The sequence below is a fragment of the Planococcus maitriensis genome (assembly GCF_003289925.1).
Taxonomy (GTDB): Bacteria; Bacillota; Bacilli; order Bacillales_A; family Planococcaceae; genus Planococcus; species Planococcus maitriensis.
The window spans coordinates 1-14,852 of the sequence record NZ_QLZQ01000012.1; the positions used below are offsets into that span (position 1 = coordinate 1).

13 protein-coding genes, 1 tRNA gene, 1 rRNA gene, 1 other RNA gene and 1 other annotated feature are annotated in these 14,852 nt (G+C 49.4%); of the genes, 13 read left to right on the top strand and 3 right to left on the bottom strand.

Annotated elements, in window-relative coordinates:
• Nucleotides 1-119: 119 nt before the first annotated feature.
• The 3 genes from rrf to DP119_RS15630 all read left to right on the top strand — a co-directional run bounded on the left by rrf (nucleotide 120) and on the right by DP119_RS15630 (nucleotide 3,379).
• Nucleotides 120-235 (top strand): 5S ribosomal RNA (rrf, locus tag DP119_RS15620).
• A gap of 288 nt (nucleotides 236-523) precedes the next feature.
• Nucleotides 524-1,987, top strand: coding sequence for an IMP dehydrogenase (gene guaB / locus DP119_RS15625; protein WP_112233998.1), 1,464 nt, complete (start codon nucleotides 524-526; stop codon nucleotides 1,985-1,987).
• An 87-nt stretch (nucleotides 1,988-2,074) separates the two neighbouring features.
• A complete protein-coding gene (locus tag DP119_RS15630; protein ID WP_420812327.1) occupies nucleotides 2,075-3,379 on the top strand; it encodes a D-alanyl-D-alanine carboxypeptidase family protein in 1,305 nt (434 codons plus the stop codon).
• Nucleotides 3,380-3,397: 18 nt separating this feature from the next.
• Here DP119_RS15630 and pdxR read toward each other — a convergent pair whose 3' ends face one another.
• A complete protein-coding gene (gene pdxR / locus DP119_RS15635; RefSeq protein WP_112233999.1) occupies nucleotides 3,398-4,816 on the bottom strand; it encodes a MocR-like pyridoxine biosynthesis transcription factor PdxR in 1,419 nt (472 codons plus the stop codon).
• 104 nt (nucleotides 4,817-4,920) lie between these two features.
• On the opposite strand from pdxR, the gene pdxS reads away from it, so the two are divergent.
• From pdxS to DP119_RS15655, 4 genes are all read left to right on the top strand, one after another.
• Nucleotides 4,921-5,805, top strand: coding sequence for a pyridoxal 5'-phosphate synthase lyase subunit PdxS (pdxS, locus tag DP119_RS15640; RefSeq protein WP_112234000.1), 885 nt, complete (start codon nucleotides 4,921-4,923; stop codon nucleotides 5,803-5,805).
• 2 nt (nucleotides 5,806-5,807) lie between these two features.
• On the top strand, nucleotides 5,808-6,413 hold the full coding sequence (gene pdxT / locus DP119_RS15645) for a pyridoxal 5'-phosphate synthase glutaminase subunit PdxT (protein ID WP_112234001.1): 606 nt from the start codon (nucleotides 5,808-5,810) through the stop codon (nucleotides 6,411-6,413).
• Between the two features lie 11 nt (nucleotides 6,414-6,424).
• Nucleotides 6,425-6,629: a binding site (T-box leader), on the top strand.
• Between the two features lie 66 nt (nucleotides 6,630-6,695).
• Nucleotides 6,696-7,970 (top strand): serine--tRNA ligase, encoded by a 1,275-nt coding sequence (gene serS, locus DP119_RS15650; RefSeq protein ID WP_112234002.1) that lies wholly within the window; start codon nucleotides 6,696-6,698, stop codon nucleotides 7,968-7,970.
• Between the two features lie 79 nt (nucleotides 7,971-8,049).
• A complete protein-coding gene (locus DP119_RS15655; RefSeq protein ID WP_112234003.1) occupies nucleotides 8,050-8,907 on the top strand; it encodes an alpha/beta fold hydrolase in 858 nt (285 codons plus the stop codon).
• Nucleotides 8,908-8,921: 14 nt separating this feature from the next.
• On the opposite strand, the gene tadA is transcribed toward DP119_RS15655, so the two are convergent.
• Nucleotides 8,922-9,413, bottom strand: coding sequence for a tRNA adenosine(34) deaminase TadA (tadA, locus tag DP119_RS15660; protein ID WP_112234004.1), 492 nt, complete (start codon nucleotides 9,411-9,413; stop codon nucleotides 8,922-8,924).
• Between the two features lie 163 nt (nucleotides 9,414-9,576).
• Here tadA and DP119_RS15665 point away from each other — a divergent pair, with 163 nt between their 5' ends.
• Both DP119_RS15665 and DP119_RS15670 read left to right on the top strand, forming a co-directional pair.
• Nucleotides 9,577-10,215, top strand: coding sequence for a deoxynucleoside kinase (locus DP119_RS15665; RefSeq protein ID WP_112234005.1), 639 nt, complete (start codon nucleotides 9,577-9,579; stop codon nucleotides 10,213-10,215).
• Complete coding sequence (locus DP119_RS15670; protein ID WP_112234006.1) at nucleotides 10,212-10,886, top strand: deoxynucleoside kinase; 675 nt, start codon at nucleotides 10,212-10,214, stop codon at nucleotides 10,884-10,886. The genes DP119_RS15665 and DP119_RS15670 overlap by 4 nt, the downstream gene beginning before the upstream one ends.
• Before the next feature lie 179 nt (nucleotides 10,887-11,065).
• On the opposite strand, the gene DP119_RS15675 is transcribed toward DP119_RS15670, so the two are convergent.
• Nucleotides 11,066-11,158, bottom strand: a tRNA-Ser gene (locus DP119_RS15675).
• A 183-nt stretch (nucleotides 11,159-11,341) separates the two neighbouring features.
• Here DP119_RS15675 and ffs point away from each other — a divergent pair.
• The 4 genes from ffs to recR all read left to right on the top strand — a co-directional run bounded on the left by ffs (nucleotide 11,342) and on the right by recR (nucleotide 14,459).
• Nucleotides 11,342-11,607: signal recognition particle sRNA large type (gene ffs, locus DP119_RS15680), an RNA gene on the top strand.
• A gap of 152 nt (nucleotides 11,608-11,759) precedes the next feature.
• The gene (dnaX, locus tag DP119_RS15685) at nucleotides 11,760-13,496 is read left to right on the top strand and encodes a DNA polymerase III subunit gamma/tau (protein WP_112234007.1); all 1,737 of its coding nucleotides are present in this window, start codon (nucleotides 11,760-11,762) and stop codon (nucleotides 13,494-13,496) included.
• Between the two features lie 29 nt (nucleotides 13,497-13,525).
• Nucleotides 13,526-13,846 carry a YbaB/EbfC family nucleoid-associated protein gene (locus tag DP119_RS15690; protein ID WP_058382250.1) on the top strand — a complete coding sequence of 107 codons (321 nt, stop codon included), beginning with the start codon at nucleotides 13,526-13,528 and terminating at the stop codon, nucleotides 13,844-13,846.
• A gap of 13 nt (nucleotides 13,847-13,859) precedes the next feature.
• On the top strand, nucleotides 13,860-14,459 hold the full coding sequence (gene recR, locus DP119_RS15695; RefSeq protein ID WP_112234008.1) for a recombination mediator RecR: 600 nt from the start codon (nucleotides 13,860-13,862) through the stop codon (nucleotides 14,457-14,459).
• Nucleotides 14,460-14,852 lie beyond the last annotated feature (393 nt).

A 14,852-nucleotide genomic window follows, 5' to 3' on the forward strand; every position in this document is an offset into this window, starting at 1 on the left:
GAAGCGTGGCGACACGTGCAGCTGACGAATACTAATCGATCGAGGACTTAACCAACAAACTGAAACGCAAGTTTCCCACAATGTCGATTTATCCAGTTTTGAGCGAACAAGCTCAAGAGTCCAGTGATGATGGCAAAGAGGCCACACCCGTTCCCATCCCGAACACGGAAGTTAAGCTCTTTTGCGCCGATGGTAGTTGGGGGTTTCCCCCTGTGAGAGTAGGACGTCGCTGGGCAAGTCGAAAAGCCGTTACCGGTTCATTCCGGTAGCGGCTTTTTTGTATGAAAAATTTTCATACCTCTTGAACAACAATGGAATTTCACTAGGTTTTTTAAGGCCGTCAAGGAACTGCTAGTCAGTTTTGCGAACCATGGATTGAGCGAAAGCAGATGAAGAAAGATATTAAGAAAATTTCACGGTTCATTAGTCGGAATAGTTTTACTTTTTCCAGTTTCTTGACACCCCCTGAAACCGCTGATAACCTTACAATAATATTCAAAAGGAAGCAGGAGGCGTGTCAATTATGTGGGAATCGAAATTTCTTAAAGAAGGGTTAACCTTCGACGATGTATTGCTAGTGCCAGCTCATTCAGAAGTATTGCCGAAGGACATTGATTTGTCAGTGGAGCTGACACCGAAAATCAAGTTGAATATCCCGATTATCAGTGCCGGGATGGATACCGTGACAGAAGCGAAAATGGCTATTTCAATGGCGCGTCAAGGCGGTCTTGGAATCATCCATAAAAATATGAGCATCGAAGAGCAGGCTGAACAAGTAGTGACTGTTAAACGTTCGGAAAATGGCGTCATTACAGATCCTTTCTATCTGACTCCTCAGCACCAGGTTTACGATGCTGAACATTTGATGGGCAAATACCGAATTTCGGGCGTGCCGATCGTTCAAAGTGAAGAGGATCTTACTTTGGTGGGCATTATCACTAACCGCGACCTCCGCTTTATCCAGGATTATTCTTTGGAGATTAAAGACGTTATGACGAAAGAAAAGCTAGTGACGGCTCCTGTCGGCACAACTTTAGAAGATGCCGAGAAAATCCTCCAGCAGTATAAAATCGAGAAACTGCCAATTGTGGACCAGAATGGCATGCTAAAAGGACTTATCACAATCAAGGACATTGAGAAAGTGATTGAGTTCCCGATTGCTGCAAAAGATGAGCAGGGACGCTTGCTAGCCGGCGCTGCTGTTGGCGTGACTTCTGATACGATGAAGCGCGTCGAGCAATTGGTGAAAGCCCATGTTGATGTGGTGGTTATCGATACTGCACATGGCCATTCAGAAGGCGTTCTGAATATGGTCAGACAAATTCGCGAAACATATCCTGAACTGACTATCGTTGCAGGGAATGTAGCTACTGCAAGTGGAACAAAGGCATTGATTGAAGCAGGTGCTGATGTTGTTAAAGTAGGCATTGGGCCGGGCTCTATTTGTACCACGCGCGTTGTAGCGGGTGTAGGGGTTCCACAAATCACGGCTGTTTATGATTGTGCGACAGAAGCCCGCAAGCATGGCAAGTCAATCATTGCAGATGGCGGCATCAAATTCTCTGGCGATATTATTAAAGCACTTGCTGCAGGCGGACATGTCGTTATGCTAGGCAGCTTACTTGCAGGGACAACCGAAAGCCCAGGAGACACCGAAATCTTCCAGGGACGCCGCTTCAAGACTTATCGCGGCATGGGCTCGATCGCTTCTATGGAAAAAGGCTCCAAAGACCGTTATTTCCAGGATGAAGCTAAAAAGTTGGTACCTGAAGGAATCGAAGGCCGCTTGCCTTATAAAGGGCCGCTTACCGATACGATCCACCAATTGCTCGGCGGCATCCGTGCAGGAATGGGCTATTGCGGAACGAAAGACTTGGCGACGTTGCGTGAAGAAGCACAGTTTATCCGCATGACTGGTGCAGGGCTAATTGAAAGCCATCCGCATGACGTACAAATCACTAAAGAATCACCGAATTACTCAATGTAAGATCAGACGCCTTTCTAGGGATTCCTAGGGGGCGTTTTTTCGTTTTGCTTCCAGAGAATGTGATAAAATAGCAAAAGGAATGAAGTGATGGAGGATAAGCGAGTGAAAAGTTTAGTGAAATGGGTTCAAGTATTGGCGATAATAGCTGTAGGCCTCATGATCCTAGTACCGAATCGCGTACAGGCGGAAGAAACGGTTCCTGTATTGGCGGATGCGGCGATTGTCGTAGATGCAGAAACTGGGCAAATCTTATATGGGCAAAATGACGAAGCCGTCCTGGGGATCGCTTCCATGAGTAAAATGATGAGTGAATACCTTTTGTTTGAAGCGATCGAAGAAGGTATCGTCAGCTGGGACGATGAATACGAAGTGACTGATTATAGCCACCGGATTTCGCAAGATTTGCGTTTGAGCAATGTCCCGCTGCGCCGGGATGGTTCCTATACCATGAAGGAGTTATATGAAGCAATGGCCATTTATTCCGCGAATGCGGCGACGATCGGCATTGCTGAAACAATTGCCGGCACGGAGAAAGAATTTGTCCAGATGATGAATGATAAAGCGAAAGAGCTGGGCATTGAAGACGCGCATTTCGTCAATTCGACAGGACTTAATAATTCATTTCTATTAGGCATGCATCCTGAAGGGACGGGAGAAGACGAAGAAAATACGATGTCGGCCCGTTCAGTGGCCATTTTAACCAAAGCCTTACTGGATGATTATCCGGAAATCCTGGATACTGCAAAAATTCCTGAATTGATGTTCCGGGAAGGAACGCCTGATCAGATTCGCATGGTTAATTGGAATACGATGCTGCCTGGGATGGACCATGAATATGAAGGAATGGACGGATTGAAAACAGGGACCACTGATTTTGCAGGCCATTCTTTTGCAGGGACTGCCAAACGCGACGGGGTCCGTCTGATCGCGGTGGTCATGAAAGCAGTCGATGCGAAAGGGGAAGGTTCCTATCAGGCGCGTTTTGATGCGACGCGCGCATTGTTGGACTACGGCTTTGAATTTCAGGAAGCTGAAATTATGAAAGCCGGCCAACAATTCATGGGCCAGGAATCCCTTCCTGTCTCGAAAGGTGAAAAAGACCAAGTAGCGATCGCGGTTAAAGAGCCGGTTCGTTTGCTGGCCCCATCCACTCAGCAAGAGGTGTACCGGACTGAGCTTGAATTAACGGCAGGAACCCCGCTTGAGGCAGCTGTAGAGGAAGGCCAACTTGTAGGTAAGGTGAGGGTTTTGGATTCTGAAGGCAATGAAGTGGAGTATCTAAAGGGTGAAAAGCCAGCTGCGGTTGTAGCAACGACAGAAACGGTGGAACGCGCCAATTGGTTTGCCATTTCCATGAAAGGCGCCGTGGATTTCATTAAAGGTTTGTTTTAAGAAAAACCAGCTCATCTTTTAGCGGATGAGCTGGTTTTTTGGTATGTTCCAGCACCGCATCAATTGGCTGATGCCTTGCTGGATTTCGCTTTCGTCAAGTCCTCCAAAACCGAGGACGATTTTTGGTGAAGCCGATTTTTGCTTGAGCAGGTCGTAATTCTGCATCGCGAATACACGGATTCCTGCATTGCTGGCTTTGTCTACTAAGCTTTGTTCTGTGCGTTCGGTATCGATGGTTAAAACGACGTGCATGCCTGCTTGTTCGCCGGAAACAGTCACTATTGGTTGGTAAGGGACGAGTGCTTGCATCAGGGATTCGAGCTTTTTCCGGTACAGTTTGCGCATGCGGTTTAAATGTCTTGAAAAATGGCCTTTTTGCATGAACGTCGCGACAATTTGCTGGTCGATGCGCGGCACGGTGGATGTGTAATGCAAAAAGGTGTTGCGATAGGCGTTCAACAACCTTGGCGGTAACACAAGATAGGCGATGCGCAACGAGGGCATGATTGATTTGGAGAAGGTACTGATATAGATGACCCGCCCGCCGACGTCCATGCTTTGCAGGGCAGGGATCGGTTGGCTCGTGTAGCGGAATTCGCTGTCGTAATCGTCTTCGATGATATAGCGTTCAGGACTTGCGGCTGCCCAGTTCAAGAGCTGTGCGCGGCGTGTGGCGCTTAAAATCGAGCCTGTCGGGAACTGGTGGGAGGGGGTGACATAGGCGATGTCGACGCCGGTTTTGTCGAGTTCCTGCACATCGATGCCGTCTTCGTCTACGGCTATCGGAAAAGCCTGCCTGTCGTCATGTTCGAAAATGCTGTGGGTGAGGGCATATCCAGGATTTTCAAAGCCGAAGCTTAGGTTTTTGTCGAAAAGACGGATCAGCAGCGGCATTAATTGTTCGGTCCCCGAACCGACAATGATTTGTTCGGGTTTGCACACGACACCGCGGGATTGGTATAAATAACGGGCGATTTCAGCGCGCAGTGACTCGTCTCCCTGTGGATGGCCAGCGAGGAGGAGTTCATGATTTTCTTCATCGATTACTTCACGGGCTGTCTTGCGCCATGTGGGGAATGGAAACGACCGTGTATCAATGCGTGCTGGATTGAAGTCATATACATAACTAGGTTTTGGCACGTCGCGGATCGCCGTTTCTTCTTGAGGCAGATCCAAATAAGCCAGTTCTTCCACCGGCATCGTGAAAAATCCTTTACGCGGGCGTGGTTCAATAAAGCCTTCTGCGACTAATTGGGAATAGGCGAGTTCGACGGTCGTCTGGCTGATCTGCAAGTACTCCGCCAGTTTGCGTTTGCTCGGAAGCTTGGTATCGACCGCGATTTTACCCGCCGTGATGGCGGTACGGATTTCCCGGTAGAGCTGCTTATATAGTGGTGTGGTTGAGTGTTTTTGTAATTGGAACATGAGCATATCCATTGGGATCCCTCCAACTGACCTTTTAAATTAACATAAACTGAGTCTTTTTATATGGTCACAGTTTATTATACTGTAAACAACCGACAAAAGGGAGGAATTTTCAGATGAGTGAAAAAGGTACAGATCGAGTGAAGCGTGGAATGGCAGAAATGCAAAAAGGCGGCGTCATTATGGATGTGGTCAATGCAGAACAGGCAAAAATCGCAGAAGCGGCAGGGGCAACGGCTGTCATGGCGCTTGAGCGTGTCCCATCGGATATCCGCAAAGAAGGCGGCGTGGCACGTATGGCGGACCCGCGTATTACGGAAGAAGTGATGAATGCCGTATCGATTCCAGTCATGGCGAAAGCGCGTATTGGCCATATTACAGAAGCGCGCGTGCTTGAAGCGATGGGCGTCGACTATATCGACGAAAGCGAAGTACTGACGCCAGCGGATGAAGAATTTCACTTGCTGAAAAATGATTATACGGTCCCGTTCGTCTGTGGATGCCGCAATATCGGGGAAGCGGCACGGCGCATCGGGGAAGGGGCGTCAATGCTGCGTACGAAAGGCGAGCCTGGCACAGGGAATATCGTCGAAGCGGTGCGCCATTTGCGCCAAGTGAATGCCGAAGTACGCAATATCGTCGCGATGGGCGAAGACGAACTGATGACAGCCGCGAGAGACTTAGGTGCATCGTATGAGTTTTTGAAAGAAGTGAAATTGCTTGGCCGTTTGCCGGTCGTTAACTTTGCAGCAGGAGGCATCGCGACACCAGCGGATGCGGCGCTCATGATGGAACTCGGGGCGGACGGCGTTTTTGTCGGATCCGGCATTTTCAAATCGGAACAGCCGGAGCGTTTTGCGCGTGCCATCGTCGAAGCGACTGCCCATTACCAGGATTACGTATTGATCGCGAAACTATCGAAAGATCTAGGTCCGGCGATGAAAGGCATGGAAATGGCAACAATCGGTGCGGCGGACCGCATGCAGGAAAGAAGCTGGTAAGGATGAAAATCGGAGTATTGGCGCTGCAAGGAGCGGTACGTGAACATGCACAGGCAATTCAGGCATGCGGCGCGGAAGCTATCGTGGTGAAGAAAGCAGGCGATTTGGCAGAACTCGATGGGTTGGTGCTGCCAGGGGGAGAAAGCACGGCGATGCGCCGTTTGATCGACCGGGCGGAGTTGCTGGAACCATTAAGAGAATTCGCTGATTCCGGAAAGCCGATGTTCGGCACTTGTGCAGGGCTTGTATTGCTGGCAAAAGAAATTGACGGGCAGGAAGCTGCGCATCTCGGTGTCATGGACATGACCGTGGCGCGTAATTCCTTCGGCAGGCAAGTGGACAGCTTTGAAGCGGATCTGGATATTGTGGGACTCGATGCGCCGTTTCCGGCAGTGTTTATCCGTGCGCCGCATATCGTGCGTGCCGGTGAGGGTGTGGAAGTTTTGTGTGAATACGAGGGGCGCATTGTGCTGGCACGGAGCGGCGCATTTCTTGGCTGTTCATTCCATCCGGAACTGACCGGTGACCACCGCTTGATGCAACTGTTTTTGGGAATGGTAGAAAACAGGGAACTCTTGCCAACCGCAGCACACTATAGTAAAATATGAATAATTTCAAAGAAGAAACGTTGATGGGAATAGTAAAGCGCAGTTTTTCTAGAAGAGAGCCGGTGGTTGGTGCGAACCGGCGTAAAACGCGTTTGAATCCACCCCGGAGTTGCATGGCGATGAGCCAGTGCCGGTTTTAATGCCGTTATGTGATGAAGAGGATTGGCCTTGTGCCGATCAATCAGGGTGGCAACGCGGGTAGCTCTCGTCCCTTTACCAGGGGACGGGGGCTATTTTTGCGTTGTTTTTTCTTATTTGACGAATACTTAAGGAGGAATTTCTATGTTGGATATCCGTTTTGTACGGGAAAATTTTAAACAAGTGAAAACAAAGCTCGGCAAGCGCGGGGAAGACATTTCCGTACTCGATGATTTCGAAGCGCTAGACCAAAAGCGCCGCGAATTAATTGTCCAGACCGAGAAATTGAAAGCGGAGCGCAACGAAGCATCCCAGCAAATCGCTGTCATGAAGCGTAACAAGGAAAATGCCGATGAGGCGATTGCGAAAACCCGCGAAGTCGGCGACCAGATCAAAGCGATCGACGACGAATTGCGCGAAGTGGAAGAAAAGTTGGAGTACATCATGATGCGCGTGCCGAACATCCCGCACGACAGCGTGCCGTTCGGTGATTCCGAAGACGATAATGAAGAAATCCGTACCTGGGGCGACAAGCCGGAGTTCGGATTTGAAGCGAAGCCCCACTGGGACATCGCGACCGATTTGAATATCGTCGATTTCGAGCGTGCCGCGAAAGTGACGGGCAGCCGTTTCGTGTTTTACCGCGGGCTTGGCGCACGCCTGGAGCGTGCACTCATCAATTTCATGATGGATCTTCACCAGGAGGAGCATGGCTACGAGGAAATGCTGCCGCCGTATATGGTCAACCGCGAAAGCTTGACCGGCACCGGGCAATTGCCGAAGTTCGAGGAAGATGCATTCTTGATTGAGAAGGAAGATTATTTCCTCATCCCGACTTCTGAAGTGCCAGTGACAAACTTCTACCGGGATGATATTCTGACGGCGGACATGCTGCCGCAAGCCTTTGCTTCTTACAGCGCGAACTTCCGCTCTGAAGCGGGTTCTGCAGGCCGCGACACGCGCGGGTTGATCCGACAGCACCAATTCAATAAAGTCGAGCTGGTGCGCTTTGTGAAACCTGAAGATTCTTATGATGAACTTGAGAAGCTGACAGGGCATGCCGAGAAAGTCTTGCAGCTATTGGGGCTCCCATACCGTGTCTTGAAGATGTGCACGGCAGACCTTGGCTTTACTGCAGCGAAGAAATACGATATTGAAGTATGGATCCCGAGCCAGGAGATGTACCGTGAAATCTCTTCTTGCTCAAACTTTGAAGATTTCCAAGCGCGCCGCGCGAACATCAAGTTCCGCCGCGAAGCGAAAGGCAAGCCGGAATTCGTCCATACGCTGAACGGCAGCGGACTTGCTGTCGGACGGACGGTAGCGGCGATTTTGGAGAACTGCCAGCAGGAAGACGGTTCTGTTGCCATTCCTGAAGTCTTGCAGCCATATATGGGCGGAAAAACAACGATCCGCTAAACGAGAAGACCCGAATGGATCTCGGGTCTTTTTTGTATGAATCGGGTAAACAGGAAGAAAGGCGAAAGGAGCGGTTTACATGCAGGAAGTGGATTTTCGCTTTGTCGAAACGAATGGCATCGAATTATATACGGCGATTGCAGGACCGGAAGATGGGGAGCTCGTTGTCCTATTGCATGGCTTTCCGGAATTCTCCTATGGTTTCCACCACCAGATAGAAGCACTGGCAGCCTCGGGTTATCGCGTCGCGGCACCGGACCAGCGGGGCTATCATTTGAGTGACAAGCCGGAAGCCATTGAAGACTACACAGTCGATAAGCTGAGTGATGATATTGCCGGCTTGATCGAAGCGCTCGGGGAAACTTCGGCGACTGTGATCGGGCATGATTGGGGCGGGGCGGTCGCCTGGCATTTGGCCTCGGCCAAGCCGGAATGCGTCAAAAAGCTGGTCGCGATCAACATTCCACACCCCGCGGCAATGCCACGCGTCCTTATGAAAAATCCGTCACAATGGCTGAAAAGCTCGTATATGGCCTTTTTCCAGTTGCCGGAGGTACCGGAGCAATTGATGGCAGCCAATAATTATGAAATGATGCAGCAGGCAATGCAAGGGACGGCGAACCCCGATGTTTTTATGGAAAAAGAATGGGGTTATTACCGCCATGCCTGGAGCCAGCCGGGAGCTTTGACGGGCATGCTCAATTGGTACCGGGCGATCCGAAAAGGCAGCCTCCTGCAAATGCCGGCCAGTCGTGTAGGCGTGCCGGTGCGCATCATCTGGGGCATTGGTGACCAGTTCCTGTCGCCGATGCTCGCAAAAGAAAGTCTCAAGTTCTGTGAAGACGCAGAACTTGTCTGGGTCGGTGAGGCGACGCACTGGGTGCATCATGAGCAGCCGGAAATCGTGAATCGTTTGATCGAGGAATTTTTGGCATAGAAAAACGGAAAACCCTAAGCCTGGGTTTTCCGTTTTTCTTTATTACGTTTACGCAAGTCTCGAAAAAATTGGGTGAGCAAGCCGCCGCATTCATCCGCCATGACGTTTTCCGTCACTTCGCATTGATGGTTGAAGCGCTCATCGTTCAGCAGACGGTACAGCGAATCGACGCAGCCCGCCTTGCTGTCGCGCGCGCCGTAGACAATATGCGGGATGCGCGACTGCAGAATAGCGCCGGCGCACATCGGGCAAGGCTCTAACGTAACGTAAAGCTTTGTGTTTTCCAGGCGCCAATTGTCGAGTTCTTCACAGGCTTGCTGGATTGCGAGCAATTCGGCGTGTGTCACCGCATTGCGCGTCGTTTCGCGCAAATTATGGGCACGCGCGATGACGCGATCGCCTTGGACGATGACTGCGCCGATCGGCACTTCGCCTTTTTCGGCTGCTTTTTGGGCTTCTTCAATCGCCAGCCCCATAAAATAATGGTCTTTTTCCATTCCGTTCATGATTCATCGCTCCTCGACTTTCAGTGTATCATTTTTTCGTCCTGACAAAGCACTACAAAGCCGTGCACAATTTGGAACGCCATTTGGCTCTACTTTTACTTTTGGAGATATGGTAAAATAAATGGCATTGCATTTTACTTGAATCGAAGAAGGGGGACTTCTTGTGCCGGTGCCATTTATCACCGTAGAAGGTCCGATCGGAGTGGGGAAGACCTCGCTGACGAAAGCACTTTCGGAACAACATCAATTTCAATTGCTGAAGGAAATCGTGGATGAAAATCCGTTTTTGAATAAATTTTATGAGGACATCGAGGAGTGGAGTTTCCAGACGGAAATGTTCTTCCTATGCAATCGCTATAAGCAATTGAGCGACATCCAAAAGAAATTCATCTCCAACCAGGAGCCGGTCGTTGCGGATTACCATATCTTCAAAAACTTGATTTTCGCCAAACGGACGCTGCCTGAAGAAGAATACGCGAAATACGAAGCAATCTATAAAATCCTGACGGCCGATATGCCGAAACCGAACATGGTCATTTATTTGCATGCGAGCCTTGATACCTTGATGAAGCGCATTAAATTGCGCGGTCGTGAATTCGAGCAAATGATTACGCCCGATTACATGGAGCAATTGTCTGCAGACTACCATGAATTCATCGAACGCTTTGAGCGCGAGCATCCGGAAATTCCGGTACTGCGCTTTAATGGAGACAAACTTGATTTTGTGCAAAACCGTTCCGACCTTGAAGTGATTCTCACTCATGTGGAAGGCACGCTTGAAAAAAGGAGCTTATCAATATGAATGAAAATTTACGAGACAAGTACGGCATCCCTAAAGATGCCGTCATCACTATCGCCGGAACGGTCGGCGTCGGCAAGTCGACAATGACCAAAGCACTTGCGGATTCACTGCAATTCCGCACGTCTTTTGAGAACGTAGATGGCAACCCGTATCTTGATTTGTTTTATGAAGATTTCGAGAAATGGAGCTTCCATCTGCAAGTGTATTTCCTTGCAGAGCGCTTCAAGGAGCAGAAACGGATGTTCGAATACGGCGGCGGCTTTATCCAAGACCGCTCGATTTACGAAGACACCGGAATTTTCGCGAAAATGCACCAGGAAAAAGGCACGATGAATGCAGTGGATTACGAGACCTATACCAATCTATTCGATGCGATGGTCATGACGCCCTATTTCCCACATCCGGATTTGTTGATTTATCTCGAAGGGTCGATTGAAGACATCCTCGGGCGCATCCAAGAGCGCGGCCGCGCAATGGAACAGCAGACGCCTGTTGAATACTGGCTGGAAATGCACGAACGCTACGAGCGCTGGATCGACTCGTTCAACGCTTGTCCCGTGCTGCGCCTCAATATCAACGACTATGATTTGATGAACGACCCCGATTGTTCAGAGCAAATCGTGGAACGCATCGGCAAGTTCATGCAACAGACTGCTGTGTTAAGACGCTAAAAAAGCGGAGACAATTGTCTCCGCCTTTTTTATTTCCCGGGAAATAGGGCAATAAGAAAACCCACAGGAAAGATCCTGTGGGCTATATCGTAATATTCGGACATATTGATGGGAAGAAAAATTCGTTGCTTACACAACGAATCAACCTCATATCTACATGCGCGTAGTTATTCAAAAAATGGAGGAGGAAGAGGGATTCGAACCCCCGCGGGATTTGACTCCCCTGTCGGTTTTCAAGACCGATCCCTTCAGCCAAACTTGGGTATTCCTCCGTGTTGGACAAGATATAATTTATCACGGATTTAAAAACCCGTCAACAGTTTTAAAAGAAAAAGTTGTGTTTTTTACGGAAATCGATAGAATGTGTAATTCTGATGAGCTAGGAGACGCTTGTTCTATTCTGACATTAACTTTATGTTTGATTTTTCCTCCAGCACTCCGTATACTAGTAAATGCCGTGCTAGGTGGGAAGGTAGCGGTGTCCTGTAACCTGCAATCCGCTCTAGCAGGACTGAATTCCTTTCTGAGGCTGTTTGTATGCAAGGTCTGCCTCATGCACGTAGTGTTGACATCTGGGTCCTGCGCAATGGAAACCCATGAACCATGTCAGGTCCGGAAGGAAGCAGCATTAAGTGGTACTTTCTATGTGCCGCGGGGTTGCCTAGATCGAGCCAACGACATGAGTAACGCTTGTGTACAGCAGTCGAAGAAAGGTGCACGGCTTAACCTAAATGATCCAAACCTGTCCGCAGTCTGCGGGCAGGTTTTTTTCTGTCCGGAATGCAAAGCGTCCGGTGAAATGATTCGGGAACAAGGCCATTTTATGGTATAATGACAGGACGGAACAAAGACTTTTTAAAAGGGGAGAACAAGGTGGCGTATCAAGCTTTTTACCGTGTGTACAGACCGCGGACTTTCTCGGAAATGACCGGCCAGACGCATGTCAAACAAACCCTTCAGAATGCTCTCCTTTATGATAAAACGACCCACGCGTATTTATTCTCCGGCCCTCGTGGTACCGGGAAGACGAGTGCGGCGAAGATTTTCGCCAAGGCGTTGAATTGCGAACAAGCCCCGGCAGCGGAACCGTGCAATGAATGCTCTTCTTGCCGGAGCATTGATGAAGGCTCGAATACAGACGTCATCGAATTCGATGCGGCTTCCAATTCACGGGTCGAGGAAATGCGGGAAATCATAGAGAAAGTTCGTTTTTCTCCAGCCAATTCCCGTTTCAAAGTTTATATCATTGATGAAGTGCATATGTTGTCGAACAGCGCTTTCAACGCGTTGTTGAAAACATTGGAAGAACCGCCGGAACACGTCGTCTTCATTTTGGCGACAACCGAGCCGCATAAATTGCCGCTGACGATCATCTCCCGCTGCCAGCGTTTCGATTTTAAATCGCATACGCAAGCGGACATCGTCGCGCGGATGATCACCGTCTTGGAAGATGCCAAGATTCCTTATAATGAACAAGTGCTGAAGATCATTGCCCAGGCGGCGGCGGGCGGCATGCGCGATGCGCTCAGCCTGCTCGACCAGGTGGTATCGTTCAGTGGAGATGAAATGACCATTGAAGACGCACTTCTGGTTACGGGCTCCATCAGCCAGGATATGTTTTACGGCATTGCCGAAGCGCTGTTGAAGAAAGATGTCGGCCAAGCATTGACATTGCTGGAGCAATTGGTGCGCGACGGCAAAGACCCAGTGCGTTTAGTGGAAGATTTCATCACCTTCTTCCGTGATCTATTGCTGATCCAAACGGCGCCGGGGCTGCGCGATATGCTGGAGCTTGCCGCTTTCGAACCGCGTTTCGAAGAGCTGGCAGAACAGTTTGAAGCGTCGACACTCTATAACTGGATCGACATTTTAACGAAGACCCAGCAAGAGATGCGTTTCTCGAACCATACGAAAATCTATATGGAAACCGCACTCTTAAAAATGGTACAAGCAGACGCTCCTGTGCAAACGGCTGGGACAGCTGCGCCGTCTCCTGAACTTGAAGCGAAAGTGGCAGGTCTTGAGCAATTGGTGCGCGAACTGCAGCAGCAGCTGAAAGATGGCGGAGGCGCGTCGAATGCTGCACCGAAAGCGGAACAGAAAAAGCGCCAGCGTTCGCAAAGCGCCTTTAAAATTCCAACGGGCCGCATTCAGGAAGTGCTGAAAAATGCCACGAAACCCGATATCCAGGCGATCAAAACCAATTGGGCGACCGTGATGGGGCAATTGCAGCGCTCGCACTCGGCATTGCTCAACGATGCCGAGCCGGTGGCGGCATCCCCGGATGCTTTTGTGTTAAAATTCAAGTATGATATTCATTGCCAGATGGCTTCTGAAAATCAAACTTTTGCGGCAGCGTTCAGCCAATTGCTCGAGCAGTATACCGGCAAGGCTTACACGCCGGTTTATGTGCCGGACGCCAATTGGCTGAAAATCCGTGAAGAGTTTATCCGCAACGGCGGCTTGAAAAACGAAGGCGAAGCGCAGGAAGTGGAGGAACAGCAAGACAATCCGTTTTCCGGTGATGGCGCAAGCCCTGAGGAAGATCCATTCGTCTCTGAGGCGGAGCGGCTCTTCGGCAAGGATTTTGTCGAAGTCCATGATGATTAACGAATACAAAATTTGAGGAGGAAACAATTATGCGTGGTGGAGGAAATATGCAAGGCATGATGAAACAAATGCAGAAAATGCAAAAACAAATGGCGGAGGCTCAAGAAGAGCTCGGCACATTGAAATTTGAAGGAACAGCAGGCGGGGGAATGGTTAAAGTAACAGTCTCCGGCCATAAAGAGGTTCTTGATATTGCATTGGACCCGGCAGTCGTAGACCCGGAAGATGTGGAAATGCTGCAAGATACATTGATCGTCGCAACAAACGAAGCATTTAAAAAAGCGGATGAGCATGCGAATTCTACAATGGGTAAATTCACGAAAGGCTTGAATATCCCAGGCATGTTCTAGGAGGTAAGCGATAATGCACTACCCGGAACCTATTTCCAAATTGATGGAGAGTTTCATGAAGTTGCCAGGGATCGGGCCAAAAACAGCGGCCCGGCTGGCATTTTTTGTGCTCGGAATGAAAGAAGACACGGTGCTTGATTTTGCGAAAGCATTGGTCGACGCTAAACGTAATTTGAGCTTTTGTTCAGTCTGCGGCCACATCACGGACCTCGACCCGTGCCGGATTTGCCAGGATACAAGCCGCGACCGGTCGATGATCTGCGTGGTCCAAGACCCGAAAGACGTCATTGCGATGGAAAAAATGCGCGATTACACGGGGCTTTATCATGTCTTGCAAGGTGCTATTTCGCCAATGGACGGCATCGGCCCGGAGGATATCAACGTGCCTTCGCTCTTGACGCGTCTTCAAGACGAGCAAGTGAAAGAACTGATTTTGGCGACGAACCCGACCATCGAAGGAGAAGCGACCGCAATGTATATCTCGCGGCTGGTAAGGCCTTCCGGCATCCGGACGACACGCATTGCCCATGGGCTTCCGGTTGGAGGCGACTTGGAATATGCGGATGAAGTCACGCTATCCAAAGCACTTGAAGGCCGGCGTGAACTTTCCTGAGCTCTCGATAAATGGTGAATATTCTGACAAATAATGATATTTGTATAATTATTCCGTTCAATTGAAATCAAAGGTTATATAGAAGGAAGTAGTTTAATCCAGCTGTTTTAAAGGATTGAATTACTTTCTTTTCTTAATGGAAATAATGCTGAAAAAAAGAAAGGTTTTTAAATATAATTTAATTTACCAAAAGTGTTGACTTTCTAAAGGACGTGCTTTAATATAGTAAGAGTCGTCAGGAACGACAGCAAACATGAACCTTGAAAACTGAACAGCAAAACGTCAACAATACAGCCGCGAGCGATCGCGGCAAACTTACTGATCAGCTTCGGCAGATCAAAGCGAATCGCGCGTCTTATGACGGCGATACGCCAGCAGTATTGAGCAATCAAC

What these genes read in the sequence shown, in the direction of transcription:
- guaB (WP_112233998.1), top strand. Translation starts at nt 524, where the DNA reads ATGTGGGAATCGAAATTTCTTAAAGAAGGGTTAACCTTCGACGATGTA.
- DP119_RS15630 (WP_420812327.1), top strand. Translation starts at nt 2,075, where the DNA reads ATGGAGGATAAGCGAGTGAAAAGTTTAGTGAAATGGGTTCAAGTATTG.
- pdxR (WP_112233999.1), bottom strand. Translation starts at nt 4,816, where the DNA reads ATGGATATGCTCATGTTCCAATTACAAAAACACTCAACCACACCACTA.
- pdxS (WP_112234000.1), top strand. Translation starts at nt 4,921, where the DNA reads ATGAGTGAAAAAGGTACAGATCGAGTGAAGCGTGGAATGGCAGAAATG.
- pdxT (WP_112234001.1), top strand. Translation starts at nt 5,808, where the DNA reads ATGAAAATCGGAGTATTGGCGCTGCAAGGAGCGGTACGTGAACATGCA.
- serS (WP_112234002.1), top strand. Translation starts at nt 6,696, where the DNA reads ATGTTGGATATCCGTTTTGTACGGGAAAATTTTAAACAAGTGAAAACA.
- DP119_RS15655 (WP_112234003.1), top strand. Translation starts at nt 8,050, where the DNA reads ATGCAGGAAGTGGATTTTCGCTTTGTCGAAACGAATGGCATCGAATTA.
- tadA (WP_112234004.1), bottom strand. Translation starts at nt 9,413, where the DNA reads ATGAACGGAATGGAAAAAGACCATTATTTTATGGGGCTGGCGATTGAA.
- DP119_RS15670 (WP_112234006.1), top strand. Translation starts at nt 10,212, where the DNA reads ATGAATGAAAATTTACGAGACAAGTACGGCATCCCTAAAGATGCCGTC.
- DP119_RS15690 (WP_058382250.1), top strand. Translation starts at nt 13,526, where the DNA reads ATGCGTGGTGGAGGAAATATGCAAGGCATGATGAAACAAATGCAGAAA.
- recR (WP_112234008.1), top strand. Translation starts at nt 13,860, where the DNA reads ATGCACTACCCGGAACCTATTTCCAAATTGATGGAGAGTTTCATGAAG.